The sequence below is a fragment of the Kitasatospora nipponensis genome (assembly GCF_039528135.1).
Taxonomy (GTDB): Bacteria; Actinomycetota; Actinomycetes; order Streptomycetales; family Streptomycetaceae; genus Kitasatospora; species Kitasatospora nipponensis.
Window position 1 is genome coordinate 1 of record NZ_BAAALF010000038.1, and the last position, 25,087, is coordinate 25,087.

The 25,087-nt window shown below is 73.8% G+C and carries 22 protein-coding genes; 5 read left to right on the forward strand and 17 right to left on the reverse strand.

The genetic code is table 11. The annotated features are described in order from the left end of the window. From ABD323_RS13655 to ABD323_RS13690, 8 genes are all read right to left on the reverse strand, one after another. A partial coding sequence (locus ABD323_RS13655; RefSeq protein WP_344441736.1) for a hypothetical protein occupies nucleotides 1–258 on the reverse strand: 258 nt, incomplete at its 3' end. A gap of 101 nt (nucleotides 259–359) precedes the next feature. After that, entirely contained in the window at nucleotides 360–1,172 is an 813-nt protein-coding gene (locus ABD323_RS13660) for a polysaccharide deacetylase family protein (protein WP_344441738.1), read from the reverse strand. Further along, on the reverse strand, nucleotides 1,169–2,248 hold the full coding sequence (locus tag ABD323_RS13665) for a glycosyltransferase family 2 protein (RefSeq protein WP_344441740.1): 1,080 nt from the start codon (nucleotides 2,246–2,248) through the stop codon (nucleotides 1,169–1,171). The genes ABD323_RS13660 and ABD323_RS13665 overlap by 4 nt, the downstream gene beginning before the upstream one ends. Continuing rightward, complete coding sequence (locus ABD323_RS13670; RefSeq protein ID WP_344441741.1) at nucleotides 2,245–3,588, reverse strand: lipopolysaccharide biosynthesis protein; 1,344 nt, start codon at nucleotides 3,586–3,588, stop codon at nucleotides 2,245–2,247. The genes ABD323_RS13665 and ABD323_RS13670 overlap by 4 nt, the downstream gene beginning before the upstream one ends. A gap of 2 nt (nucleotides 3,589–3,590) precedes the next feature. Beyond that, nucleotides 3,591–4,892: a glycosyltransferase family 2 protein gene (locus ABD323_RS13675; RefSeq protein ID WP_344441742.1), complete on the reverse strand. Its 1,302-nt coding sequence runs from the start codon at nucleotides 4,890–4,892 to the stop codon at nucleotides 3,591–3,593. Continuing rightward, entirely contained in the window at nucleotides 4,889–5,677 is a 789-nt protein-coding gene (locus ABD323_RS13680; protein WP_344441743.1) for a glycosyltransferase family 2 protein, read from the reverse strand. Before ABD323_RS13680 ends, ABD323_RS13675 begins: the two co-directional genes overlap by 4 nt. 454 nt (nucleotides 5,678–6,131) lie before the next feature. Continuing rightward, nucleotides 6,132–8,261: a putative bifunctional diguanylate cyclase/phosphodiesterase gene (locus tag ABD323_RS13685; protein WP_344441744.1), complete on the reverse strand. Its 2,130-nt coding sequence runs from the start codon at nucleotides 8,259–8,261 to the stop codon at nucleotides 6,132–6,134. Continuing rightward, the gene (locus ABD323_RS13690) at nucleotides 8,258–9,064 is read right to left on the reverse strand and encodes an SAM-dependent methyltransferase (protein ID WP_425555981.1); all 807 of its coding nucleotides are present in this window, start codon (nucleotides 9,062–9,064) and stop codon (nucleotides 8,258–8,260) included. Before ABD323_RS13690 ends, ABD323_RS13685 begins: the two co-directional genes overlap by 4 nt. 221 nt (nucleotides 9,065–9,285) lie before the next feature. Here ABD323_RS13690 and ABD323_RS13695 point away from each other — a divergent pair, with 221 nt between their 5' ends. After that, a complete protein-coding gene (locus ABD323_RS13695) occupies nucleotides 9,286–11,130 on the forward strand; it encodes a glycoside hydrolase family 15 protein (protein WP_344441746.1) in 1,845 nt (614 codons plus the stop codon). Between the two features lie 9 nt (nucleotides 11,131–11,139). Here the strand turns inward: ABD323_RS13695 and ABD323_RS13700 are convergent, their stop codons facing one another. The 6 genes from ABD323_RS13700 to ABD323_RS13725 form a co-directional block, all read right to left on the reverse strand. Continuing rightward, a complete protein-coding gene (locus ABD323_RS13700) occupies nucleotides 11,140–12,486 on the reverse strand; it encodes a hypothetical protein (RefSeq protein WP_344441747.1) in 1,347 nt (448 codons plus the stop codon). A 169-nt stretch (nucleotides 12,487–12,655) separates the two neighbouring features. After that, complete coding sequence (glmS, locus tag ABD323_RS13705) at nucleotides 12,656–14,482, reverse strand: glutamine--fructose-6-phosphate transaminase (isomerizing) (RefSeq protein WP_344441748.1); 1,827 nt, start codon at nucleotides 14,480–14,482, stop codon at nucleotides 12,656–12,658. An 82-nt stretch (nucleotides 14,483–14,564) separates the two neighbouring features. Further along, nucleotides 14,565–14,861: a hypothetical protein gene (locus tag ABD323_RS13710; protein WP_344441749.1), complete on the reverse strand. Its 297-nt coding sequence runs from the start codon at nucleotides 14,859–14,861 to the stop codon at nucleotides 14,565–14,567. Between the two features lie 101 nt (nucleotides 14,862–14,962). After that, the gene (locus tag ABD323_RS46000; RefSeq protein ID WP_425555982.1) at nucleotides 14,963–15,757 is read right to left on the reverse strand and encodes a DUF6114 domain-containing protein; all 795 of its coding nucleotides are present in this window, start codon (nucleotides 15,755–15,757) and stop codon (nucleotides 14,963–14,965) included. Nucleotide 15,758: 1 nt separating this feature from the next. Further along, nucleotides 15,759–16,415, reverse strand: a complete 657-nt coding sequence (locus ABD323_RS13720) for a DUF6230 family protein (RefSeq protein WP_344441750.1) — start codon at nucleotides 16,413–16,415, stop codon at nucleotides 15,759–15,761. 165 nt (nucleotides 16,416–16,580) lie between these two features. Then, nucleotides 16,581–17,432, reverse strand: a complete 852-nt coding sequence (locus tag ABD323_RS13725) for a TetR/AcrR family transcriptional regulator (protein WP_344441752.1) — start codon at nucleotides 17,430–17,432, stop codon at nucleotides 16,581–16,583. A 308-nt stretch (nucleotides 17,433–17,740) separates the two neighbouring features. On the opposite strand from ABD323_RS13725, the gene ABD323_RS13730 reads away from it, so the two are divergent. Continuing rightward, a complete protein-coding gene (locus tag ABD323_RS13730) occupies nucleotides 17,741–18,694 on the forward strand; it encodes a hypothetical protein (RefSeq protein ID WP_344441753.1) in 954 nt (317 codons plus the stop codon). Nucleotides 18,695–18,940: 246 nt separating this feature from the next. After that, nucleotides 18,941–19,615, forward strand: a complete 675-nt coding sequence (locus ABD323_RS13735; protein WP_344441754.1) for a Tat pathway signal sequence domain protein — start codon at nucleotides 18,941–18,943, stop codon at nucleotides 19,613–19,615. Between the two features lie 22 nt (nucleotides 19,616–19,637). Here ABD323_RS13735 and ABD323_RS13740 read toward each other — a convergent pair whose 3' ends face one another. Continuing rightward, nucleotides 19,638–21,050 (reverse strand): FAD-dependent oxidoreductase, encoded by a 1,413-nt coding sequence (locus tag ABD323_RS13740; protein ID WP_344441755.1) that lies wholly within the window; start codon nucleotides 21,048–21,050, stop codon nucleotides 19,638–19,640. Nucleotides 21,051–21,198: 148 nt separating this feature from the next. On the opposite strand from ABD323_RS13740, the gene ABD323_RS13745 reads away from it, so the two are divergent. Then, entirely contained in the window at nucleotides 21,199–22,449 is a 1,251-nt protein-coding gene (locus ABD323_RS13745) for a glycosyl hydrolase family 8 (protein WP_344441756.1), read from the forward strand. Between the two features lie 110 nt (nucleotides 22,450–22,559). On the opposite strand, the gene ABD323_RS13750 is transcribed toward ABD323_RS13745, so the two are convergent. Continuing rightward, on the reverse strand, nucleotides 22,560–23,519 hold the full coding sequence (locus ABD323_RS13750) for a rhomboid family intramembrane serine protease (RefSeq protein WP_344441757.1): 960 nt from the start codon (nucleotides 23,517–23,519) through the stop codon (nucleotides 22,560–22,562). Between the two features lie 96 nt (nucleotides 23,520–23,615). Beyond that, the gene (locus tag ABD323_RS13755) at nucleotides 23,616–24,191 is read right to left on the reverse strand and encodes a hypothetical protein (RefSeq protein WP_344441758.1); all 576 of its coding nucleotides are present in this window, start codon (nucleotides 24,189–24,191) and stop codon (nucleotides 23,616–23,618) included. Nucleotides 24,192–24,669: 478 nt separating this feature from the next. Between ABD323_RS13755 and ABD323_RS13760 the strand changes: the two genes are divergently transcribed. Continuing rightward, nucleotides 24,670–25,087 (forward strand): hypothetical protein (locus ABD323_RS13760; RefSeq protein WP_344441759.1); only part of this gene is annotated, 418 nt, incomplete at its 3' end.

Below are 25,087 nucleotides of genomic sequence, written 5' to 3' on the forward strand. Positions count from 1 at the left end.
CGGCTCGGACGGCCCCGCCGGCCCGGCCGGGCGCGGGCGGCGCCGGTCGGCGCCCTGCAAGCGGTGCTCGACGACCTGCAGCGCGCCCGCCGCGAGCAGGAAGGCGTCCAGCCAGTCACCGCGCTCGGCCTCGGCCAGCAGGCGGCCGGTCAACTGCCGCACGTCCTGCAGCGGATCCAGCACCGTGGGCGCCGGACCGGCGCGGTGGCGGCCGTCGGGAACCGCGTCCGGCGGTGTCCGGGTCTGTGCGTCGACCATGATTCAGCCTCCCAGTCGGCCGAAGTGAGCGCATCCGAAGCCGGTCCGCGGTGGGCCGGTCGGCGGCGGTTCGGTGCCGCGTGCGTGCCGCGATGTGGCTCTCAGTCCGTCGGTGGCCCCCCGACCGGCCGGCCCAGCGCGGCCCGGGTGCGGCGGTAGAGCCGCCAGCCCTTGGTCCGCAGCTGTTCGGGGCGCGGTGCGACCGGGGCGCCGCGGCCCTGGACCCAACTCTCGAACTGCGTCGCCCCGGTGTCGGCGCGCACCATCAGCCGGGCGATCCGCAGCGGGTCGTCGGCCTGCGAGCTGAACTGGTTGGCCACCGCGCACGCCGAGGTCCACCCCGCCGCGCGCACCTTGCGGCGCACCGCGGCGCTGGAGTAACCGTGCGGGTAGGCGAAGCTGGTCACCGGGTGACCCAGCGCCTCCTCCATGACGTCCTTGCAGCCGGAGACCTCCTCGCAGAGCCGGCCGCGGGCGAGCGTATCGAGCTGCGGGTGGGTGCGGGTGTGTCCGCCCAGTTCGAAGCCGTAGGCGTCCAGGGTGGTGATCTGGCGCCAGTTGAGCATCTCGGCGGGCGGCAGCAGGCTGCCCGGCGGCTCCTCGCCCGGGGGGTGCACGGCGCCGGTGGTCAGGTAGAGGGTGGCCGGCAGGCCGCGCTCGGAGAGCAGCGGGGCGACCGTCCAGTAGAAGTCGGCGAAGCCGTCGTCGAAGGTCAGCACCGCGCAGTTCTCCGGCAGCGGCGGCCCGCCGCGCTGGGCGGCCACCAGCCGGCGCAGCGGCACCACGGTGCGGCCGCTGTCGGCGAGGCGGTCCAGCTGCTCGGTGAAGACCTGCGGGCTGACGGTGAAGGGGGCGATCCAGGAGGGCGGATCGGCGCTCACCGAGTGGTAGAGCAGGACCGGGACGGCGGTCATGGCCCGCTCCCCGAGCTCGGGCCCACCGGCTCCCCGGGGGCGGTGCCGGCCGCGGTGCGGGCCGGGTCGGAGCTCGCGGCGGTGCGGCCCACCAGGTACCCGGCCACCGTGACGCCGACGCCGGCGGAGAGCGCGCCCAGCGCGCGCAGCCGGTCGCCGCCGGACGGCACGGCGGGGCCGGCGGGGTCGGTGCGCCCGGCGGGCCGCAGGGTGCGCAGCGCGGCCTGCGGCAGGGTGGCCCGCAGGTAGCGCCGCTCGCTGGCGAGAGCCCGCTGCGGACCGGCGAAGCGGGCCACCACCGCCTTGGAGCGCCCCTCGGCGAAGCAGCGGGCGCGGAAGTACCGCCAGCGGGTCCGCTCGCCCGGCACGTGGTGGCGCACGCCCGCCGACGGGTCGTAGCGCAGCACGGCGCCGGGGTGGCGGGCGACCAGTCGCAGGCACAGCTCGGTCTCCTCACCGCCGACCGGGCGGGTGCCGACCCGGCCCAGCTCGGTGCGGAAACCGCCGGCGGCGAGCACCTCGGCGCGCCGGAAGGACATGTTGGCGCCGATGAAGTTGCGTACCACGGCCGGGTGTTCGGGAAGGCCGGTGTACGAGCAGCCGACCACCCAGTCGAACTCCGGCGGGAACCAGGCCGGCCGCCCGCTCTCCCACCAGGGGCGGACCAAGCCGCCGACGCCGAGCACCGCCGGGTCGCGGTAGCCGGCCAGCAGCCGGCCGGCCCAGTCGGGGTCGGCGACGGCGTCGTCGTCCAGGAAGGCGACCACCTCGCCGTGGGCGGCGCCGACCCCGGTGTTGCGGGCGCCGGACAGGCCGCGCCGCTCCCGGTTGGCGATCACCCGCACGTCCGGCAGCGCGCGCCGGGCGCGCTCGGCGAGTTCGGGGCAGTGGTCGATCACCAGCACCAGCTCCTCCACCGGGTGGCGCTGCTCGCGCACCGAGCGGACGGCGGCCAGCAGGTCGCTCCAGCGGCGCGTGGTGTAGGCGCAGATCACCACGGTCAGGGTCGGCGGGGCGGTGCCCGGCGGCGCGGTGGAGGGGGCTGTCGCGGTGGCGGGGACGGGCGGGCGGTTCATGACGGCCTCCGTTGCGGGAGCCAGCGCGGCAGGGTGAGCAGCAGGGGCAGCGCCAGCGCGGTCTCGGCCAGCAGCCAGGCCAGCGCGATACCGGTCAGGCCCAGGTGCGGCATCAGGGTCATCCCCAGGCCCAGCACCAGCGCGCAGAGCGCGGCCTGCAGGCCGACCGCCCAGCCGAGCCGGCGCCGGGCCCGGGCCACGTCCACGGCGACGTCCAGGACCAGGTTGGGCAGTGCGGCCAGGGCGAGCAGCCGCACCGTGGTGGTGCCCTCGGCGGCGTAGCCGGGGCCGAAGAGCGACAGCAGCCGCGGGGCCAGCACAATCAGCACGGCGGCGCCGGCGGCGATCAGCAGACCGCTGTGCCGCAGCACCGTGCGGGCGTGCTCGGCGAGCTTCTCCGGGGCCCGGGCGGCCTCCACGATCAGCGAGCTGCCCATGTTGTAGGCGGCCAGGAAGAGCGTGTAGGCGATCACCCAGGAGAGCGAGAAGTAGGCGTTCTGCTCGGGTCCCAGGTAGTCCAGGACCAGCAGCGGCACCAGGTTGTAGGCCGCCAGCCGGAACAGGAAGCCGACGTAGTCGGCCGCCGCGTAGCGCAGCAGGCCGTCCGGCGCGGGGTCGGCGGGGCGGCGGCGCTGGTGCTGCGGCAGCGCCCGGCCCAGCAGGTAGGCGGTGGTGACCGCCAGCGAGACGGCCAGCGCGCCGATCCAGGAGAGCAGGATGCCCGCGCTCAGCGCCAGCAGCCCGCAGGCCACCATCAGCAGCGTCTTGACCACCGCGAACAGGCCGTTCTCGGCCAGCACCCAGCCGGGGCGGCGCAGGCCGGTCAGCGCGCCGTCCTGCACCACGAAGAGCGCGTAGCCGGCGGTGCCGGCCAGGAAGGCCGCCGCCGGCGCCCAGTCGCGCAGGTAGCTCAGGCTGGGGATCAGTCGCGGGACCAGGACCAGGAAGAGCACCCCGGCCAGCACGCTGGCCAGCACGGCGGCGGCGTAGCAGCGCAGCACCAGGCGGCGGGCGTGCGGCCCGGCCGCGGGCAGGAAGCGGATCAGCACGTCGGCCAGGTTGAGCTGGCCCAGGCCCGCCAGCAGGGTCGCCGCCGAGATCACCGCGTACGCCAGACCCACGTCGCGGGTGCTGTACCAGGAGGTGGCGAAGAGCCAGAAGACCGCGCCGAGGGAGGCGGTGAGGATCGAACTGAGGGTCAGCAGATGGCCGTTGCGCAGCAGCAGGGCGGCCTCGGGACGGCCGGAGCGGCCCGGCAGCAGGATCCGCAGCCGGGTGCGCAGCAGTTCCGGGTAGCCGCAGAGGCGGCTCTGCGGCGGGGCCTGGCGCAGCGCGGTCATGGCTAGCCGCCCATCCGGCGGGCCTGCAGCCGGCTGCGCCAGTAGCCGACCGGACCGTAGGCCAGTCCGCGCAGGTGCAGCAGGCCCAGGCCCGGTGCGTTGCCGTCCGGGTCGCCGGCGCGCCCGCTCTGCGCGGCCTGCCGGGCCGCGTGCCGCACGCCGCCCGGCAGCCGGCGCAGCAGCGCCGGGAGCATGCCGGGCTCGGCGGCCAGCGCGGCGGCCAGGAAGGCGCCGAAGCCGGCGCCGTAGCCGAAGACCTGGGCCGGCACGGCCTGCGGGGTGCTGCGGTGGCGGTGCCAGATCACCGCGTCGGGCTGGTAGGCGACCGTGTAGCCGGCCGCCAGCGTCCGGAAGAAGGCGAGCAGGTCGTCGCCGCCGCGGGCGGGGGTGCCGGTGCCCATGGCGGGGTCGAAGCCGCCCACCCAGTTCAGCGTGGAGGTGCGGAAGGCCATGTTGGCGCCGGTGCCGAACTGCCCCGCGGTGAAGGGGAAGAGCGGGTCGCCGGGCGGGTCGGCCAGCGACCAGCGCAGCGGCTCGAAGCCCTTGCCGAAGCCGCTCAGGCGCTCCAGCGTGGCCTGGGTGGCGGTCCGCAGCTCGGCCGGCAGGATCAGCCCGGTCACGCAGCCGATCCGCCGGTCCTGGCCGAAGGCGGCGGCCAGCGCGGCCAGCCAGCCCGGGTCGGCCAGCGTGTCGTCGTCGGTGAAGGCGCAGATGCTGCCGCGCACGGCGCGCAGCGCCCGGTTGTGCGCCCGGGCCAGGCCCGCCACTGGCTCGCGCAGGTAGCGGACCCGGCCGGCGTACCGGTCCCGGACCAGGGTCATCGCCTCGTCGCCCGAGGGGGCGTTGTCCACGACGATCACCTCGTAGCGCGGATAGCCGTTCCGCAGCAGGGAGTCGAGGCAGAGCCGCAGTTGGTCCACCCGGTCGTGCGTGGCGACGACGACGCTGATCAGGGGCGGGCCCGCGGGCGCCGCGGCGCACCCCGCCCGACTGGGGTGCGCCGGCGGCGTCGCGGTGGTCTCTGTCACCGGCAGGTGACGATGAGCGGCCTCGACCAGGGCCCGGTGCAGTCCGGCGCGGTCGCCGGGGGCACCGCTGGCGGTGACCAGTCCGAGCGGGTGTCCGTGCAGCCGCACCAACGCCAACACGCGTCCGTCGGGGTGCGTGTGGCCGCGGCCGCCCGGACTGTGCAGCTCGTCCGGGTGGGCCAGGTCCAACTCGACCACGGTGACGGGGGTGTAGAGCGAATCGCGGGCGGCAAGGCGCGGGCAGGCCGCCTCGGCGCTCTGGTCGGTGCCGTTCATCGCTCCCCCACGGCCTTCGTCTGTGCGGGCCGGGCGCCAGGGCGCTCGGCGATGAGGGTCCGCAGTACCCGTCGGCCGTCCGAGACCGCGTGCAGGTGCGAGCGCCCGCTGCGGCGAGGGAGTTCGAGGCTGGGGACTTCGGCGACCCGAAGTCCCTGGCGCAGGGCGTGCGCGGTCATCTCGGCCTCGATCTCGAAGCCGGTGGCGCGCAGGTCCAGGGTGTCCAGGAAGCTGCGCCGGAAGGCGCAGTACCCGTAGCAGAGGTCGGTCAGCTGCGCGTCGTAGAGCCGGTTGACGAGGGCCAGCAGCGCGCGGTTGCCCAGCGAGCGGATCGTGGTCAGGTCGAGCGAACCGCCACCGCTGAGGTAGCGCGAGCCCTTGACGAAGTCGTAGCCGTGGTCGAGGAAGTGCAGGTAGTGCGGGATCTCGCCGGGCGACATCGAGCCGTCCGCGTCGATCATGACCACGTAGTCGCCGGTGGCGGCGGCGAACCCGGTGCGCAGCGCGCTGCCCTTGCCGGGACCGCGCTGGGGCACGGTGCGCACGGCCGGCAGGCAGTTGGTGGCCACCCGCAGGGTGGCGTCCGCCGAGTCGCCGTCGACCAGCACGACCTCGTCCACGCAGCGCGGGATCTGTTCGAAGACCCAGGGGATGTTGCGGGCCTCGTCACGGGCCGGTACGACCAGGCTGACGGTGCGTCGACGCGGGGCCCGGTCGCCCGAGCGCCGCAGCAGGCGGTCGTCGGCGCGGCGCCCCTGGGCGCCAGGGGGCAGGGTGGTGTTCATGGCTGACTGCCTCTCCGGAGGCACGAGGGCGGGCGCGCCGGCGGATCGGGCGGCCGGGCGGTGCCCTGTGTACGGAACGGGCGGCAGACCGCGAGCGCGGCGGGGAGCCCGTGGGGAACGAGCGGGACGGCGGTCGGGTACCCGCGGATCCCGTGCCTGCGCGGCGCGGGAGGAGGGTCGGGCTGGCCGTCCACTTCCCGGGCGCTTGGGGCGACCGGGACGCGCGGCACCTGGGGTGCCGGTGGCGAAAGGCAGAGGGGGCGGAGCCGGCGAAGCGGTTCCTGATGCCCGCCGCCCCGGTGGCGAAGTGCTCCTCGGGGCGGTGACCGGGAGGTTCTCGCGGGGGCTACCTCGCGCATTCCTCTCGATGCGGTGCCTGGGACCCATCATGGCCACCCGACTGCCGCCGCGTCAAGGGGATTTGCGGCAATTCAGGATCTTATTTACCGATGACCTACGTTCTGTCCGATTCGATGATCCGCCGGACGATCTCCTCCGGGCGGGCCGGACGCCCGAAGTGCCAGCCCTGGGCCCGGTCGCAGCCCATCGAGCGCAGCCGCTCGGCGTGGTCGGCGTTCTCCACGCCCTCGGCGGTCACGGTCAGTCCCAGGGTGTGCGCCAGCGAGACCAAACCGCCCACGATCCGCCAGCCCAGCACGTGCTCGCGCCCGGAGTCCTTGAGGTCGCTGACGAACGAGCCGGCGATCTTCAGGTTGGAGACCGGCAGGTCGCGCAGGTAGGCCAGGTTGGACCAGCCGGTGCCGAAGTCGTCGATCGCCAGCGAGACTCCCATGTCGACCAGCGAGTGCAGCGCGCGCAGCGACTCGTCCTCCGGGCCCACCACCGCGCTCTCGGTGATCTCCAGCTGCAGCCGCTTCGGGTCCAGGCCCGAGGAGCGCAGGATCCGGTCGATGTCGGCCACCAGGCCCGCGTTGCGGACCTGACGCACCGCCAGGTTGACGTTGATCTGCGGGGCCCGGTCGCCGAACCGCCGGTGCCAGTCGGCCGCCTGACCGCACGCCTGCTCCAGCACCCAGCGCCCCAGCGGCATGATCAGGCCGGTCTCCTCGGCCGTGCCGATGAACTCGTCGAGGCCCAGCACGCCCAGCTGCGGGTGGCGCCATCGCACCAGCGCCTCGACCGCGGAGAGCGAGCCGTCGGCCAGGTCGCACAGCGGCTGGTAGTCGATGAAGAACTCGCCGCGGTCCAGCGCCACCGGCATCCGCACCGAGACCGCGTAGCGGCTCACCGCACGGGCGTTGCGCTGCGGGTCGAAGAGCGTCCAGCGCCCGCGGCCCTCCTCCTTGGCGCGGTACAGCGTCAGGTCGGCGGCCCGCACCGCGGCCATCGGGGTGGTGGCCGCCACCGGCCGCTCCAGGACCCCCACACTGGCACCGATCGCCAGGCGGTGCCCGTCGATCGGCACCGGCTTGGCGAGCGCGGCCAGCACCGTCTTGGCCGCCGCCACCGCCTCCTGCTCGCCGCGGCAGTCCTCCAGCAGCACCACGAACTCGTCGCCGCCCAGCCGGGCCACCAGGTGCCCCAGCGGGCGCAGCGCGGCCTCCAGGCGCAGCGCGACGGCCGCCAGCAGCTGGTCGCCCATCTCGTGCCCGAGGCTGTCGTTGACGACCTTGAAACCGTCCAGGTCCACGTAGCACAGGCCGAACCGCGCTCCGGGCTCGGGCGACTCGAAGACCGCCTCCAGCCGCTCGAAGAAGGCCGAGCGGTTGGGCAGCCCGGTCAGCGGGTCGTGGGTGGCCTGGTGGCGCAGCCGCTCCTGGAGGCGGTAGCGGTCGGTGATGTCCTCCAGCATCGCCACCTGGTAGACCGGCACGCCCTCGTCGTCGCGGATCAGCGAGACGGTCAGGTGGGTCCAGACCACCTCGCCGTCCTGGCGGTAGTAGGGCTTGTCGAAGGAGAAGTGCTCGCGCTTGCCGCTGACCAGCTCCTCGTAGGCCTCCCAGACCCCCGGGGTGTCCTCGGGGTGGACCAGGTCGTTGACCCGCCGGCCCTGCATGTCCTCCGGGCGGGCGCCGAAGATGTCCTGCAGCGCCTTGTTGGCCGCCAGGATGGTGCCGTGGACGTCGCCGATGCCGATGCCGATGGCCGCGCTCTCGAACAGCGCCCGGAAGCGCGCCTCGGACTCGCGCAGCGCCCGCTCGGCCTCCCGGCGGGCGGTGTCGGCGGCCAGCCGGATGGCCTCCTGCTCCTGCAGCGTGCGCTCGCGCAGCGCGGCGGCCCAGCCGGCCGCGAAGGCGCCGGCCAGTTCGGCGCCGCGCGGGTCCTGCGGCTCGCCGGCGTGCAGCAGACCGATCGCCCGGGCCAGCAGGTCGGGGTCGGTGAAGTGCGCCTCGACCAGCAGCGCGCCGGCCTCGGCGGCCGACCCGCTGTCCAGCCGCTCCTGGCGCTGGGCGCCGTGCAGCAGCGCGGTGGTGCGGGTCACCAGCCGGTGCAGCGCGCCGGGGTGCATCGCACCGCCCTGGCCGGTGCGCAGCAGCCGCGCCCAGTCCTCCGGGTCGGGGGTGTCCCGGCCCGGGGCCGGCGCGCGGGTCAGGGCTCTGTCGCCCGCCGGCGGGGTGCTCACGGCAAGAGCCCCACACCGACCACGCCGACCATCCGTTCGGGATTCTCGACGATCGCGGCCGGCTCGTCCGGGCGCCACTGCGGCAGGTAGACCACGCCGGGCTCGACCAGCTCGAAGCCGTCGAACAGCTTGGTGATCCGCTCGCTGGTGCGCATGGTCAGCGGGGTGGGGGTGCGGTTGTACAGGTCCTGGTGGGTCTCGGCCTGGTCGGGGCGGCCCTCCAGCGAGGCGTGGCACATCACCAGCGCGCTGCCCGGCGGCAGGGCGTCGCGCAGGGTGCGCACGATGCCCTCCGGGTCCTCGTCGTCGCCGACGAAGTGCAGCACCGCGACCAGCAGCAGCGCGACGGGCTCGCCGGCCGCCAGCAGCTCGGCGACCTCGGGACGGGCCAGCAGCTCGGCCGGGTCGGTCAGGTCCGCGTCCACGACCTGGCACAGCGGGTCGTCCTGCAGCAGCAGCCGGCTGTGCGCCACCGCCACCGGGTCCTTGTCCACGTAGACCACCCGGCTCTCCGGGCGGATCTCGCGCGCCACCTCGTGCACCGCGCCGAAGGTCGGTATGCCGGAGCCGATGTCCAGGAAGCGGGTGAAGCCCTCCTCCGCGAGGAAGGTGACCGCGCGGCGCAGGAAGGCCCGGTTGGCGCGCATGATCAGCGGCAGGTCCGGCCACATCTTGATCGCCTTGCGAGCCATCTCGCGGTCGGCGGCGAAGTTGTGCGAGCCCCCGAGGTAGTAGTCGTACACGCGGGCCGCGGCCGGTCGGTCAAGATCCATACCCGCGGGTACCCAGGGCGGTCTCCGCATCAGGGACCCCTTCCGAGGCAGAAATAGACAAGAGGCACAAAGATCATCCTACGGACGCACTCCGATGGCAACCGGTAACCGCTTCTGCCAGGGCCGTTCACGCCCCGTCACCGGGCTCGGCGTCAGGCGCGGGAGCGCCGCATGCCGTGCCCGCACCGGGCCCGCACCGCCCCACGGGGCACCGCCCGGCGGAGCGGGCCGGGGCGGCGCACAATGGCGGCATGGCGGGACGGATCGAGGACTACGCCCTGATCGGCGACCTGCAGACCGCGGCTCTGGTCTCCCGGGACGGCTCGGTCGACTGGCTCTGCCTGCCCCGCTTCGACTCCCCCAGCTGCTTCGCGGCCCTGCTCGGCGACGAGCGGCACGGCAGCTGGCGCCTGGCCCCGCCCGAGCCGGGCGACTACCGGCTCTCGCGCCGCTACCGGGAGGGCACGCTGGTCCTGGAGACGCTCTGGGAGGGGCCCGACGGCGCAGTGCGGATCACCGACTTCATGCCGCAGCGCGACCGCGACCCGCAGCTGATCCGGATCGTGGAGGGCCTGCGCGGGGCGGTGGCGCTCCGCGGCGAGCTGCGGCTGCGCTTCAACTACGGGCGGATCGTGCCCTGGGTGCGGCGCACCGACCACCACCGGGTGGCGGTGGCCGGGCCGGACTCGGCCTGGCTGCGGGTGCCCGGCGGCGTCCACACCTTCGGCCACGAGGGCGCCACCCGCTCGGAGTTCACCGTCACCGCCGGCGAGGTGGTGCCGTTCGTACTGACCTGGCAGCCCTCGCACCGGCCGGCCGCCCGCCCCACCGACCCGCTGCGCGCGCTGCGCGGGACCGCCGAGCGCTGGCAGCGCTGGTCGGCCGGCTGCCGCTACCAGGGGCCCTGGCAGCCGGCCGTGCTGCGCTCGCTGATCACCCTCAAGGCGCTCGCCTACGCGCCGACCGGCGGGATCGTGGCCGCACCGACCGCCGCGCTGCCCGAGGCGGAGGGCGGGATCCGCAACTGGGACTACCGCTACTGCTGGTTGCGCGACTCCAGCATGACCCTCTCGGCGCTGCTGCGCGGCGGCTTCCGCGAGGAGGCGGCGGCCTGGCGGCGCTGGCTGCTGCGGGCCATCGCGGGCGATCCCGGCGACCTGCAGACGGTCTACGGGGTGGCCGGCGAGCGCGGGCTGCCCGAGACCGAGGCGCACTGGCTGCCCGGCTACCGGGGTTCGGCGCCGGTGCGGTTCGGCAACGCGGCCGTCAGCCAGCTCCAACTCGACGTCTACGGCGAGGTGGTGGACACCCTGCAGCTGGCCTGGGCGGCCGGCGTGCCGATGGAGCGGCAGGTCTGGAGCCTGCTGCGGCACCTGATGGCCTTCCTGGAGGAGCACTGGCAGGACCCGGACGAGGGGCTCTGGGAGGTGCGCGGCCCGCGCCGGCAGTTCGTGCACTCCAAGGTGATGTGCTGGGTGGCCGCGGACCGGGCCGTGCAGCTGGCCGAGGCCACCGGGCTGCCCGCGCCGGTCGAGCGCTGGCGCGCGCTGCGCACCGCGATCCACCGCGACGTCTGCGCGCACGGCTACGACGAGCACGTCGGCTCCTTCGTCCAGGCCTACGGCGGACGGGAGTTGGACGCCTCCACGCTCTTCGTCGCGAAGACCGGCTTCCTGCCGCCGCGCGACCCGCGGGTGCTGCGCACGGTGGAGGCGGTGCGCGAGGGCCTGGACCACGGCGGCTTCGTGCGGCGCTACGCGGACGGGGTCGCGGGCCCGCCGGCCGGGCCGGCGGCGCGGGCCGCGCGCGGGCACGGGCGGACCGGGAGCGACCGGACGCTGGGGCTGGACGGCCTGCCGGGCTCCGAAGGGGCCTTCGTGGCCTGCTCGTTCTGGCTGGCCGACGCGCTCGCGGCGGTCGGCCGGGTGGCCGAGGCGCGCGAGCTCTTCGACCGGGCGGTGGGCCTGGGCAACGACCTGGGCCTGCTCTCGGAGGAGTGGGACCCGCTCAGCGGGCACCAACTCGGCAACACCCCCCAGGCGTTCAGCCACGTGGCGCTGGTGAACACGGCCTTCACGCTGGCCGAGGCCGACTGACGGACCGTTCTAGTGGCCGCCCCTTTTCTTCTTCTTGCGCTTCTTCCCCTTCGTCGGGGCGACGCTGTGGGTCTTCTCGTCGGTGTCCGAGTCCGCGTCCGAGTCCGCCTGCTCGACGTGGGCGGCGGCACCGTCCACGACCTTGCGCAGCCGCCAGACGCCGGTGATGCCCGGCAGCTGCCCGCTGATGGACCGGGGGGACTTCTCCAGGTCGGTTCGTCGTGCGGCACCGTCCTCGAGTCCGGTGTTGTAGGCCGAGATCAGCTTCCGGACCATCTCCTGGTAGCTGCACGGGTCCGTGTCGCTGCCGAACCCCTGGAAGGTCCCGTCTCCCATGTAGAGGGAGTGCTCGCCCGCCCAGTTGGCCGTGTCGGCGTGCGTGGCGTCGTAGGTCGAGAAGTTCTCGAAGTACACCCAGTCACCGGGGACGAGGTCCGCCGGTCCGCTGATGCCGCTCAGCGGCACCGGGCTGACCGCCGGGTTCGGGCCGTGGACGAGCGGCGCGTTGTTCTCCCAGTGCTGCTCGCCGGGGAGGTCCAGGCCGTACCCGGCGGGATGCAGGACGACCCCCTTCGGGTACCGCGCGTTGAACTCCGCGGGGTTGAGGGCCTCGGCGAGCGCCCGGTAGTGCAGGGCCGTGATCACGAAGGAGCAGTCGGTGTAGAACGCCTCGTCCCTGCCCCCGCGGAACAGGTCCTTGATCACACTGTGGTGGTCGCCTTCCGACAGGTACGCCACGTTCTCGTGGATCGTCGGCCTCTCCTCGTCGTCATCGGCGCCCTTGGCCCGGATGCTCCGCCAACCCTTCGGCATCGTCCACTCGTTCGCACTGGAATAGCTGAACGGGGAGTCGTCGCCGTTGATGAACCTCATGTACTTGATCAGCGTCAGCCGCTTCTTGATGTCGGACTCCAGCTCGTCCAGCGTGATCCGGATCGGCGTCGACGACGCGACGTAGGCCCTGGTGATCTCGAGCACCAGGGCCTCCGCGTCATCGAGCACGTCCAGGTCGAGCGGCGACTGCGAGGACGAGAACCGCAGCAGCTCGATCAACTCCACGGGATCGCTGATCTCCGTCGTGGTGCCCCTGCTCTCGTCCTTGCTGCTGCTGACCGCGGTCGGGTCGTGGTGGGTCACCCACAGGGCGCGCTGGACGGCCGGCGGCGGTCCGTCGTCGCGCAGCAGCCGCGCCACCGCGGCGTTGCCGACGCCGCGCTGCAGGGCGATGATCGTCTGCGGGGTGGGTGCGCGGCGAGTCGGCGGCGCCGGCGCGGCAGCCTGCGCGGCGAACGGCCGCCCGGGCGGGCGGTGCTGCGGGCCCGCCGGGCCCGGCGGCGCCTGCTCGTGACCGCGCACGGGCCAGTCCCTTCCCCCCGGGGGCGCGCTGCGGTCGCAGGCGCGGCAGGACCTGTCTACGGCGCCGGGCCACCTCCCGTGGAGGGCCGCAGGGGCAGAGCGGAGGGCAACGGGTCCGGGCCCGGCCGCGCATCGAGGCGGCCGGGCCCGGGGCGTGGGCGGGCGCGGACTACTCCACGGTGACCGACTTGGCCAGGTTGCGCGGCTTGTCGACGTCCCGCTCCAGGGCCACCGCCGCGTGGTAGGCGAGCAGCTGCAGCGGGATGTTGAGCAGCAGCGGGTCCAACTCCGGCTCGTTGCGCGGCACCAGCACGCTGTGGTTGGCGAGCTTGGGGTCCGGCGCGCGGTGCGCGATCGCCAGCACGCGGCCGGCCCGGGCCCGGATCTCGCCCAGCGTGGTGAGGTTCTTGTCGAGCAGCTCGTCGTCCGGAACCAGGGCCACCGTGGGCAGTTCGGGGCTGATCAGGGCCAGCGGGCCATGCTTGAGCTCGCTGGCCGGGTAGGCCTCGGCGTGCACGTAGCTGATCTCCTTCAGCTTCTGCGCGCCCTCGCGGGCCACCGGGTAGCCGCGCACCCGGCCGATGAACATCATGCCCTGGCAGTTCGCGTACTCGGCGGCCAGCTCGGCGATCTCCTTCTCCTGCTCGAGGATCTCGCGGATCTGGCCGGGCAGCGCCTTGAGGCCCTCGACGATCCGGCGGCCGTCGGCCGGCGAGAGGTCGTTGATCCGGCCGAAGTGCAGGGCCAGCAGCGCGAAGGCGACCACGGTGGAGGTGAACGCCTTGGTCGAGGCCACCGAGATCTCCGGGCCGGCGTGCAGGTAGATGCCGCCGTCGCAGGCCCGCGCGATCGCGCTGCCGACGGTGTTCACCACGCCGAGCACCCGGCCGCCCTTGCGCTTGACCTCCTGCACGGCCGCCAGCGTGTCGTAGGTCTCGCCGGACTGGCTGACCGCCACGTAGAGGGTGTCCGCCTCGATCACCGGGTTGCGGTAGCGGAACTCAGAGGCCGGCTCGCTGTCGGCCGGGATCCGGGCCAGCTCCTCGATCAGCTGGGCGCCCATCTGCCCGGCGTAGTAGGCCGATCCGCAGCCGATGATCTTCACGCGGCGGATGTCGCGCAGCTCGCGGGCGTCCATGTTGAGGCCGCCCAGGTGGGCGGTGGCGAAGCGCTCGTCCAGCCGGCCGCTGAGCGTGCGCTCGACGGCGGCGGGCTGCTCGTGGATCTCCTTGACCAGGAAGTGCGCGTGGCCCGCGGTGTCGTAGGAGTCGATCTCCCAGTCCACGGTGGAGGGCTGGCGGGTGGTGGGGCGGGCGTCCTCGGTGAAGGTGCGGAAGCCCTCGGCGCGGATCACCGCGAGCTCGCCGTCCTCCAGGTGCACCACCTGGCGGGTGTAGCGCACCAGCGCCGCCACGTCGGAGGCGACGAACATCTCCTTCTCGCCGATCCCGAGCACGATCGGGCTGCCGTTGCGGGCCACCACGATCCGGTCCGGCTGCTCGGCGTCGAGCACCGCGATGCCGTAGGTGCCGACCACCAGGGCCAGCGAGGAGCGGACCGCCTCCTCCAGGTCGGTGCCCTCGGCGCTGTGCGCGGCGATCAGGTGGACCAGCACCTCGGTGTCGGTCTCCGAGGCGAAGACCGCGCCCTCGGCGGTGAGGCGGGCGCGCAGCTGGTCGGCGTTCTCGATGATGCCGTTGTGCACGACCGCGAAGCGCCCGGCGTTGTCCAGGTGCGGGTGGGCGTTGGCGTCACTCGGCTCGCCGTGGGTGGCCCAGCGGGTGTGGCCGATGCCGGTGGAGCCCTTGAAACGGGCCGGCACGGTGGCGGCCAGGTCGGCCACCCGGCCCTTGGCCTTGCGCAGCTTGAGGCCCGCGCCCTTGCCGGTGACCGCGACGCCGGCCGAGTCGTAGCCCCGGTACTCCAGGCGCTGCAGGCCCTCCAGCAGGAACGGGGTGGCGTCCTTGGGACCGATGTAGGCGACGATTCCGCACATGGTGGCTCCTGGGTAGCGGGTGACGGGTGACGGCTGGTCGCCGACGGCCGGCGGGGTGCTCGGGGGTGGGGCGCGAGGGTGGTCAGCCGTAGACGATGCGGCGCAGCTGGCGGGCCGACAGCTCGGGGGCCGCGACCCGGCGGGTGGCCAGCTCCTCGGCGATCCGGGCGAAGATCTGCTCGTTGGTCAGGCCGCGGGCCTGCAGCTCTCCGTGCCGGCGCTGGACGAACTCGCTCGTGCTCTCCGAGAAGTACGCCAGCACCTCGGCGACCACCCGCGCGGCCTCCCGCGGACCCAGCACGCTGGTCCGGGTCAGGTGGCCCACCAGGTCCGCGAAGGGCGGCTGGGCGGCGGCGGGGGGAGTCGGTGAGGTCGGCACGGAGAGTGAGCCTAGGTCTGCAATCTGAAAAAACAAAGAATCCTGCCCGATTCCGGGCAGGATTCCTGTGCTTGTCATACGAATGCCCTAACACAGCCCGCTCAGGCGGCGCCGGGGGTGGTCGCGGCGCCGCCTTCGCGCTCCCGCGCACGGGCCCGCCGGCGCAGCAGCCGGCGGCGGGCCGGCTGGTCGGGCAGCCAGCCGAAGGCCAGCGAGCTGCCGATCAGCCCGAGCAGCATCCCCAGCAGGAAACCGCCGAGGTTCGAGGTCACCCAGCTGCCCAGCGTGAGCAGCATGGCCATGATCGAGTAGAAGATCCGCTGGGCCGGGTTGAAGAGCAGCAGCAGCCCGCAGAGCAGCAGCACGGTCGGCACCAGGTAGCCGGCCAGGCCCTGCATGCCGATGTGCAGGATCACCGGCAGCGGCGCCTTCTCGGTCACCAGGATCTCGGCCCCCGCCAGGGTGACCAGCAGGCCGCCCCAGAACGGACGGCGCCCCCGCCAGGCGCGCAGCGAGCGCCGGGCCGTGGCGAGCGCCCCCATGACGGGGTCCTCGCCGTGGAGCCCGTCGGCCGACCCGTCGGCCGCCTCGGGGCGGACCCCCTCGGCGGCCTCGTCGCCGGCCTCGGCGGGCGCCTGGTCGGGCCCTTGGTCGGGCGCCTGGGCCTGGACCGGGGCCTGGCCCTGGGCCTGGCCCTGGGCTTGGCCCTGGACCTGGGCCTGGCCCTGGGCCGGCTGCGGCACGGGCTCCGCGTCGGCGCCGGCATCGGCGTCGGCGTCCGCGTCCGCGTCGGGGGCCGCCGGCGGATTCGGAGCCGGCGCCGGCTCCGCCTCGGGCTGTGGCAGCTCGGGCCACAGCGCCTTGGGCGCCGGCAGGTCGGGGGCGTCGTCCGTCACGTCAGCAGGCCTGGTCGCTGAAGCTCAGGTTCAGACCGGGCAACTTGAAGGTGGCCGCCGTGGTCGCGTAGTTGTGCTGCCGGAGGTTGACGATCGTCACGGTGTCGGCCTGCTGACCGAAGACGCCGACCGGCCCGGCCACGCCCGCCTTGGTGAAGGTGCTGGCGTCGCCGCCGATCTCGATGTTGTTGAACGAGGCGTCGCCGGTCAGCAGGTCCGAGTCGGTGGTCAGACCCTCGGCCGTCACCGGGGTGCTGCCGCGGCCCGCGGTGATCCGCAGGTTGGTGCCGCCCAGGTTGACGCTCTGGCAGAGGTTGGTCAGCGTGGCGTTCTTGATCGCCGAGACCGCCACCAGCACCTGCCCGCCGGTGTCGCCGGCGTTCGGGCTGTTGTCGACCATGTTGTCCAGGCCGCCGAACTGCTCGAAGCCGGTGCCGTCCATCCGGTCGGCGGTGACCGTGAAGGCCATGCCGGATATCGAGAACTGGGCCGCCAGTACTCCCTGCGCGGTCAGGGCCATCAGGACGCCGCCGGCCACGCAGGCCGGTATCGCCATCAGGGCCGCGCGGCGCAGCCGGACCCGGCCGCGGCCGGTGGCGGCCGGTGCGGCCGCCTCGCCGGCGGGCTCCTCGACGGTGGGCTCTTCGGACAGGGCCATGAATGCTCCAGGGTGGTAGTGGGGGACCTGTGATCACACCTACACGTTGTCCTGGCGCGGACAGCTGCTCGACTCGGCGATCAATCATCGTCCCTGGCAGGGGATTTGACGATCTATCAGGAAGCCTGGCAGTTGACTGGAAGTTACCTCGCGGTAAGCGGAGGGTCAAGGGTTCGCGCGCGGCCCCGGCCGGGAGACGCGGATCTCACCGGTCCGCAGCGTGCCGCGCGGCGCGGGCACCGCCTCGGCGGGCGAGGACTCGTCCAGCACGCAGGCCAGGACCGGCTTGCGCCAGCCGGCGCCGGCCTGCTCGGCGAGCGCGAGGCGGTCCGCCGCGGACGCCGGGCCGAGGAACGGCGCGAGGGCGAAGTAGGCCAGGGTCGGCAGCAGTTCGGGCAGTTCGGCATGGCGGTTCGCGGCGATGTGGCGGTAGATCGCGGAGTACACCCCGCCCACCACCGAGTCCACCAGCAACTCCGCCGAGACGGTCTGCGGCGGCACCGGGCAGCCGACGAAGAGCCGGCGCATCCGCACCCGCAGCTGCTCGCGCACCAGCCGCCCGGCCGGCCCGACCGCGTCCACCTCGACCACCGCCATGGTGGCGAAGGCCGGGACCTCCGCGAGTATCACCAGCACCACCCGCAATGCGGCGTGCAGGCCCGCGCACCAGTCCTGCTGGGCGGCGAACGCCTCCTCCATCCGCCGGATGACCACCGCCGTGCCGTGCCGGTGGGCGGCCAGGAACGCCTCCTCCTTGCCGCTGAACTGCTCGTAGAAGACCGGTCTGGTCACCCCCGCGGCCTGGCAGATGTCACTGACCCGGGCCCCCGCGTAGCCGCACGCGGCGACGGTGTGCACCACCCCGTCCAGCAGTCGCTCGCGCTGGGTGGCGGCGACCACCTCCGGGGGCAGCCGGCTGGGTCCGCGCCGGATCGAACGGGACGGGTCGCGCCCACTGCGCGTCCCGGGGAGAACGAAGTCGCTTGAGGGTCCGCCGAGTTCAAGATTTATCTGCAACTTCCGCACCATCCCTTGACGCTGGCGTTGAGCCAGGTTTAGAACCTTCCCAGGTTTTCTATTTGTCGGCACCGGTGCGGCCCTGTCGCACGATGCCGGTTCGCAGCCCGCCGGGCGGGTCCAGGGTGGGGACGTCAGGCCCCCAGTATGTCGGAGCAGACGCCGGTCCGCGGTGGCAGCCGCACAGTCCGGTGCACGGATTTCCGGCGACCTCTCCAGTGCATCGCTCGTGGCGCCGAGCGGCCCGGATCCCCCGGCGGGGCTGTGCCGCACTCCCGTTCGCCCACCGTGCCGCGAGGAGTACCGACATGCGTCGAACAACCCGTTCCCTCAAGCGACTTGCCCCGATCACCGCCGGCCTGGCGACGGTCGCCCTGCTGGCCGGCGCGGCCCCCGCCCAGGCGGCCGGCCTCACCGGCTCCCCCGGCGGCCCGTACGCCGGGATGGGCGGCTGTCCGGTCACCTCGCCCGCCCTGCAGAACCCCGACAACCTCCAGGTCGGCTGCGTGGTCTCGGTCACCCGTGCGGGCAGCTTCACCATCGGCTCCACCACCGTGCCTCTCACCTCGCCGATCACCCTGCAGTTCGGGGTGTACTGGGACAAGTCCGCTCCGGTGGTCAACTTCCCCGACGGCAGCAGCGCCAACCAGTACGCCACGGTGTCGCCCGCCACCGGACAGCTGCTCACCGCGAAGCCGGCCGAGATCACCATCCCGGGCATCATCAACTTCCTGCCGGGCCTCACCAGTGTCTTCGCCCAGGTGGAGCTGGCCGGGCCGGTCACCGACTTCACCCCGCTGGCGGCCGGCGAGTCCTACCCGGTCTTCAAGCTGCCGATCAAGCTCCACCTGCACAACGCGCTCTTCGGTGACAACTGCTACATCGGCTCCAACAGCGCGCCGATCGTGCTGCACCCGACCACCGGCACCACCGCGCCGCCCGCACCCGGCAAGCCGATGACCGGCGACCCGGGCACCATCGCGGTCAACGCCGACCCGAACGGCCACGACGCGATCGTCGCCTCCTTCGCCGGCGCCACCCTGGTGGACAACACCTTCGCCGTCCCGGGCGCCTCCGGCTGCGGGCTCGGCGGCATCCTCGACCCGCTCATCGACTGGACCATGGGGATCCCCTCCGCCGCCGGCAAGGGATCGGTGAACTTCCAGCAGACCGACACCGCGTTGGCCCTGGACGGCAGCCTGGCCGACCTCACCGGCGCGCTCGACGCCTCCGCCGGTCAGGCCGCCACCACCCGGCACTAGCCCGGCCCAGCCGGCCCGACCGGCCCGCCCCGCCCGACCGACCGGACCCGCGGCCGGATCCGACCGCGGCCTGACCCGCGGCCCCGGCCTGCGCACCGCGGCCTGACCCGCGGCCCCGCCCTCCGACCCGCCCCGCGGCCCGCGGCACCCGCCGCGAGCCCCCGCGCCGGCACCCGGCGGACCTCTCGACCCGTGCACCCCCACGTGCACGCCGCCACCCCCACCCAGTGGAAACGAGGATCCCTCATGCGCAAAACCCGCTGTCTCGGCGTCGCCCTGGCCGCCCTCGCGCTTGCCGCCGTGCCCGCCCTGTCGGCCGACGCGGCCACCCCGAACGTGCTCACCTACGGCAGTGCCGGCGGCAGCCCGGTGGCGGTGGGCGACGTGCTGACCGCCTCGCTCTCCAGCGGCACGATCGCCACCCTGTACTCCACCGCCGCCGGCGGCACCGGGGTCAAGTGCACCGCCTCCGCCTTCAACTCCACCGTCACCGCCAACCCGTCCGCGCCGGGCACCGCCGTCGAGACGCTCAACAGCCAGACCTTCAGCGGCTGCACCGCGGTGGGGATCCCCGGCGTCACCGCCGTGCTGAGCGTCACCGTCAACAACCTGACGTACACCAACTCCGTCAGCGACGCGGCCGGCAACCCGGTCACCCTCAGCCCCGGCACGGCCGGCCCGATCCAGACCACCATCGTGCTCAGGAGCCTGCTGGGCAACATCACCTGCGGCTACCAGGCGCAGCCGACCAGCCTGTCCGGAACCACCTCGAACACGGCGCAGACCATCGGCTTCGTCAACCAGTCGTTCGTGCGCAGCAGCGGCCCCGGCACCTGCTTCCCGATGGGCTACTTCACCGCCCTCTACGGTCCGGTGCTGGACGTCAGCAAGCCCGGCACCCCGCCGGTCTTCGTCAACTGACGGACCGGGGGCAGCACGGTCCCTACATCCGGCCCAGCTGACCGGCCGCCTTCCGGGCGGCCACCAGCACCGGGTCCCAGACCGGTGAGAACGGCGGGGCGTAGGCCAGGTCCTGGAAGACCAGCTGCTCCACCGTCAGCCGGCAGCCCAGCGCCACCGCGGCGACGTCGATCCGCTTCGCCGCGCCCGCACCACCGACGATCTGCAGGCCGAGCAGCCGCCCACTGCCCTGCTCGGCCAGCAGCTTGACGGTCATCCAGGCCGCGTCCGGGAAGTAACCGGCCTGCGCGGTCGACTCGATGACGGCGGCGGTCCAGCGCAGGCCGGCCGCCGCCGCCTGCCGTTCGTTCAACCCGGTCCGGGCGATCTCCAGGTCGCACACCTTGGTGATCGCCGTCCCCACCACGCCCGGGAACTGCGCCGCGTCGCCGCCCAGGTTCCGCCCGATCACCAGGCCCTGCTTGTTGGCGTGCGTTCCCAGCGCGACGTGCTCGTGCCGCCCGGAGACCAGGTGCAGCACCTCCACGCAGTCCCCGCCCGCCCACAGGCCCGGCACCCGTGCGCCGTCCGCGTCCAGCACCCGCATCGTCGGGTCGGTGCGCAGACCGCCGTGCACCCCGAGCGCCAGTCCCGCGGCCCGGGCCAGCTCGGTGCGCGGCCGGGCCCCCAGGCCCAGCACCACCAGGTCCGCCGGGTGCTCGCCCGCCGTGCTGCGCACCGCGCGCGGGCGGCCGTCCGCGCCGAGCAGCACCTCGGTGGCCTCGGCGCCGGGCACCACCTCGACGCCGAGCCGCTCCAGGGCGCGCCGCACCAGCACGCCCAGGTCCGGGTCGAGGCCGGGCATCGGCTCGGGCGTGCGGTGCACCAGGGTGACCCGGTAGCCGCGCAGCAGCATCGCCTCGGCCATCTCGATGCCGATGTAGCCGCCGCCGACCACCACCGCGTGCCAGGCCCGCTCGGGCCGGCCCACGCCCCGCGGGTCGAACCGCGCGAGCGTCTCCAGCAGCGCCTGCCCGTCGTCCAGCGTGTGCACCCCGTGGACGCCGGGCGCGTCGAAGCCCGGCAGCGCCGGCCGCACCGGCTCGGCGCCGGTGGCCAGCACCAGCTGGTCGTACCCGGTCCACCGCTCGGCGCCGGTGGCCAGGTCGCGGCTGCGCACCCGGCGGCCGGCCGGGTCGATCGCGGTCACCTCGGTGCGCATCCGCAGGTCGATGTCGCGGGCGCGGTGCTGCTCGGGGGTGCGGGCGATCAGCGCGTCGCGCTCCGCCACCTCGCCGCCGACCCAGTAGGGGATCCCGCAGGCCGAGTAGGAGGTGAAGGAGCCGCGCTCGAAGGCGGTGATCCGCAGCTCCTCGGGTCCGCGCCGGCGCCGGGCCTGCGAGGCCGCCGACATCCCCGCCGCGTCGCCGCCGACGACCACCAGGTGCTGCGCCATGTCCGCTCCGTCCGACCGTTGTTCGGACCGCCGCGGCCCGCTGACCTCCCATCATGGCCCCTGGCCGAAGCCGGTGCGGCCCAGGGTCTTGACATGACCCTACTTAGTTAAGAAACTTTCCTAACTTTCTCCCCCACGAGGAGTTCTGATGGCCCATCGTGCCCCCTCCCCCCGCCTGCGCACCCTCGTCGCGGTCGGGACCGCCTTCGCCACCGCCGCCCTCGGCCTGACCATGACGGGCGCGGCCCCCGCCTCGGCGGCCTCCACCGCCCACCCCTTCCCGACCCACACCGCCTACCAGGTCGGCGTGCTGCCCTCCGCCTCGCAGGCCAGCCGGGACGCCGCCGTCCAGAAGCAGTACGACTCCTGGAAGGCCACCTACCTGCACAAGGGCTGCGCCTCCAACGAGTACTACGTCTCCACCAAGGGCGACGGCGACGCCCCGAACAACGGCCCGGTCTCCGAGGGCCAGGGCTACGGCATGAACATCGTCCCGCTGATGGCCGGCTACGACGCCAACGCCCAGGCCGAGTTCAACGGCCTGTGGCAGCTGGTCAAGGACCACAAGGACGCCAACGGGCTGATGCAGTGGAAGCTCGACGGCAAGACCTGCAAGTACGCCGACAGCGGCACCCCCGACGGCGCCACCGACGGTGACCTCGACATCGGCTACGGGCTGATCCTGGCCGACAAGCAGTGGGGCGGCTACACCGCCGACGCCAAGGCCTGGCTCGCCAACTTCTACGCCCACGACGTGGCTTCGGACGGGCACCTGAAGTGCGAGGACGACGGTCCGGGCACCGACACCCGGCCCTCCGACTTCATGCTCGACCACCTGCGCGCCTTCGCCGCCTACGACACCGCGCACGACTGGAACAAGGTCGTCACCCGCACCGAGGCGGTGATCAGCGAGTTCACCAAGTCCTACTCGGCGAGCGGCGGTCTGCTCTCCGACTTCGTGGTGAACGCCAACACCACCAGCCCCAAGCCCGCCCCCGCCGACTACCAGGAGAGCCAGCCCGACAACATCGTCGGCTACAACTCCATCCGGGTCCCCTGGCACCTGGGCACCGACGCGCTGCTCTACGGCTCCTCGACCGCCGCGGTCTCCTACGCCACCGCGAAGCTCGAATCCGCCTGCCTGAAGGGCGAGTCGGGCGGCAACCCGCAGAAGGTCTACCCGCACACCAAGTTGAACTGCACCGCCTACTCGACCAGCGACCAGGCCGAGGAGGCCGGCGACTCGGTCGGCCCGGCCGCGATGGCCGCCGGCGACCAGGCGTGGACCGACGCCATCTGGAAGCAGCTGGGCACCAACCCGTTCGGGGACGGCTACTTCGGCGAGACCATCAAGACCATCGTCTACCTCGTGATGGCCGGCGACTACTGGAAGCCGTAGTGCCGTAGCTCGCCCGCGGCCCGCGCCCTGCGGCCCCGCACACCACGGCCCCCGACCGCGCCAGTCACGCGGTCGGGGGCCGTGGCGTGCGCGTGCCGGTTCCGCGGGCGTCAGCCCCAGGGCACCGACGAGACCACGTCGGCGTTCTTCGCCACCACCAGCAGGACCAGCACCGCCACCACCGCCAGCACGGCCAGCGCCTGGATCACCGCCCGCCCCGCGCGCGGGGCGAAGACGAAGGCCGCCCCCACCGCGCTGCCGGCCAGCAGGCCGCCGAGGTGACCCTGCCAGGCGGTGATGCCGGCCGAGCCGACCAGCCAGACGACGGCGTAGATCAGCTGGCGCCCGCCGCCCAGCGGGTCGTACCGCATCCGGCGGGTCATCAGGAAGTAGGCGCCGATCAGCCCGAAGATCGCACCGGAGGCGCCGACCGCCGACCCGGTGGGGTCCAGCTGGTAGAAGAGCACCGAGCCGCCGAGCGCGGAGACCAGGTAGAGGGCGAGGAACCGCAGGCGGCCCAGCTGCTCCTCCACGACCCGGCCGAACATCCACAGCGAGGCCATGTTGAGCAGGATGTGGGTGATGCCGAACGCGCCCCCGGTGGGCAACTGGTGCACGAAGGCCGAGGTGATCAGGCGGTACCACTCGCCGTGCGCGATGCCGACCGCGTGGAAGCCGGGCGGCAGCGAGTCACCGGCGACCACGTAGAAGGCGCCGTCGGGACCCCTCACCCCCTGGCCCAGGTCGGCGAACCGGTCGACGACGTGCCGGTCGGCGAGCTCGGCCAGGTAGACCAGCACGTTGAGCGCGATCAGCAGGTAGGTCAGGACCGGCTTCGTCCCCGCCCGGGCCCCGAAGCGCGAGCGGGGTTGACGCACGCTCCGCTGCCCCGACTTCACGCACTCCGGGCACTGGTGGCCCACCGGCGCGTCGCGCATGCAGTCCGGGCAGATGAAGCGCTCGCACCGGGTGCAGCGGATGTACGACTCCCGCTTCGGGTGCCGGAAACAGGTGGTGAGGGGCAACGCCGCCGGGGGCTGCGGATCCTCGGTGGCGGGAGTGGCGGGCATGAAGGGGCGGGTCTCCGTCCGGTCTCGCGGGGGACGTGCGGGTGCGAGCGAACAAGATAGCGAACCGGAGGGACGGTGGAAGCTCCGACGGTGCGGTCAGCTCTCGAACCAGACGACGAGTCGGACGTTCGCTGCGCCGTGGACGTCGGCCAGGGCGCCCATGACCTGCCACACCGGCGCCCACTCACCGTCCTGCGGCACGGCGTCCCGGCGCGCCAGTCGCACGACGCGCAGCAGCGTCCCGTCCTCGACCCACTCGGCGCCTTCCGACCGGGTGTGGGGAGCACGGAACGACTTGCCCGTCCGGACCCACCCCCCGTCCGGCGCGCGGGTGTACTCGTGCACCCGCTCGTCCACGGCCTCGGCGGGTTCGTCCCAGTCCACCGCGGCCAGCTCCGCCCAGCTGATCCAGGACTGGCTGTGCCCGTCGGGAGCCCACTGCTCGTGCGCCCGCCTGGTCCGGGGCGACACGTCGGCGGGCAGGCCGCGGTCTGCGGCCAGTGGACGGAAGCAGGCGTGGTTGCGGACGCCGAACAGGCAGCCGAAGGCGTCGTAGCTCCGACCGCCGTACAGCAGGTCCAGGTCCATCGCCGCATGCCAGCGCCCGGTGCCGTCGTCGAGCGTTCCGCGCGTGACCCGGCACTCGACGAACCCGTGGATGTCGACTCCCATGCGACCGGATTCTCCGGGCCGGACAGGCGAACTGCCAGGGGTTTTCGGGCTGTCGGAGCAGAGGGACTACCCGGCCCGGTACGCCCGCCCGGACGACCGAACGCCGCTGATCTCGAAGAGTCGCCTCCGCAGGAGTGGTGGTGTACTGCGCTGGTTGCAGGAGGCCCGTGCGTACCGCGCTGGTTGCAGCCTTCGGTCCGGCAGGTGGGGGACGCACCTGGTGGGAATCCGCGATTACTTTGGGCCCCGGGCCGACGGTTCGCAGGCACGCTTGGACGGACCCAATGCGTTCGAAGGCCGAAGCGCGCGCCCCACGGTCGCCGCCGGTCCGTTCGCCGTGCGGCCCCGCGGGCGGCGGTCGGGAGTGGTCCCCGCCGCCGCCCGTTCACCGGTGTGGCGCGGCCCGTTGGTGCGCCGGTCCCCCGGCGGCCGCGCCGAGTTGGGCCGGCTGCCGCGCATTGGTCGATACCATTGCGCCGTGATCTCGAACCAGGACGGGACGCCGGCACCGCCGGGCCGCGGTCTGCTCGGCCCGGTCCTCGGCGCGCTGGTGGCCGCGCTCTGCACGGCGGGCCCGGGGTGGCTCGCCGGCACCGGGTACGCGCGCTCGGCGCCACCGCGCCCTTGCACCGCCGCCGACGTCGCCGAGGGTGTCGAGCAGGGCTGCCACGGCGCCGACGGCTTGGCGATCCTGCTGGGAGCCGGCGGCACGGTGCTGGCCATGGTGGCCGTCGTCCTCGCCACGGTCGCACTGGGCATCGGCTTCGGGATCGACGCGCCGCCCCCCGCGCTGGTCGGCTGCTGGGTCCTCGCCACCACCGCCTGCGCCCTGGCCGGCGCCTCGTTCGGCGCCGGGCGGGCGCACCCGTGGGTGCTGCTGGCCGCGGGCGTGGGCA

Excerpts from the sequence above, each read along its gene's own strand:
- ABD323_RS13670 (WP_344441741.1), bottom strand. The coding sequence starts at position 3,588 with ATGACCGCGCTGCGCCAGGCCCCGCCGCAGAGCCGCCTCTGCGGCTAC.
- glmS (WP_344441748.1), bottom strand. The coding sequence starts at position 14,482 with ATGTGCGGAATCGTCGCCTACATCGGTCCCAAGGACGCCACCCCGTTC.
- ABD323_RS13675 (WP_344441742.1), bottom strand. The coding sequence starts at position 4,892 with ATGAACGGCACCGACCAGAGCGCCGAGGCGGCCTGCCCGCGCCTTGCC.
- ABD323_RS13665 (WP_344441740.1), bottom strand. The coding sequence starts at position 2,248 with ATGAACCGCCCGCCCGTCCCCGCCACCGCGACAGCCCCCTCCACCGCG.
- ABD323_RS13720 (WP_344441750.1), bottom strand. The coding sequence starts at position 16,415 with ATGGCCCTGTCCGAAGAGCCCACCGTCGAGGAGCCCGCCGGCGAGGCG.
- ABD323_RS13740 (WP_344441755.1), bottom strand. The coding sequence starts at position 21,050 with ATGGCGCAGCACCTGGTGGTCGTCGGCGGCGACGCGGCGGGGATGTCG.
- ABD323_RS13660 (WP_344441738.1), bottom strand. The coding sequence starts at position 1,172 with ATGACCGCCGTCCCGGTCCTGCTCTACCACTCGGTGAGCGCCGATCCG.
- ABD323_RS13730 (WP_344441753.1), top strand. The coding sequence starts at position 17,741 with ATGCGTCGAACAACCCGTTCCCTCAAGCGACTTGCCCCGATCACCGCC.
- ABD323_RS13745 (WP_344441756.1), top strand. The coding sequence starts at position 21,199 with ATGGCCCATCGTGCCCCCTCCCCCCGCCTGCGCACCCTCGTCGCGGTC.
- ABD323_RS13695 (WP_344441746.1), top strand. The coding sequence starts at position 9,286 with ATGGCGGGACGGATCGAGGACTACGCCCTGATCGGCGACCTGCAGACC.
- ABD323_RS13755 (WP_344441758.1), bottom strand. The coding sequence starts at position 24,191 with ATGGGAGTCGACATCCACGGGTTCGTCGAGTGCCGGGTCACGCGCGGA.
- ABD323_RS13750 (WP_344441757.1), bottom strand. The coding sequence starts at position 23,519 with ATGCCCGCCACTCCCGCCACCGAGGATCCGCAGCCCCCGGCGGCGTTG.
- ABD323_RS13735 (WP_344441754.1), top strand. The coding sequence starts at position 18,941 with ATGCGCAAAACCCGCTGTCTCGGCGTCGCCCTGGCCGCCCTCGCGCTT.
- ABD323_RS13690 (WP_425555981.1), bottom strand. The coding sequence starts at position 9,064 with ATGCGGAGACCGCCCTGGGTACCCGCGGGTATGGATCTTGACCGACCG.
- ABD323_RS13680 (WP_344441743.1), bottom strand. The coding sequence starts at position 5,677 with ATGAACACCACCCTGCCCCCTGGCGCCCAGGGGCGCCGCGCCGACGAC.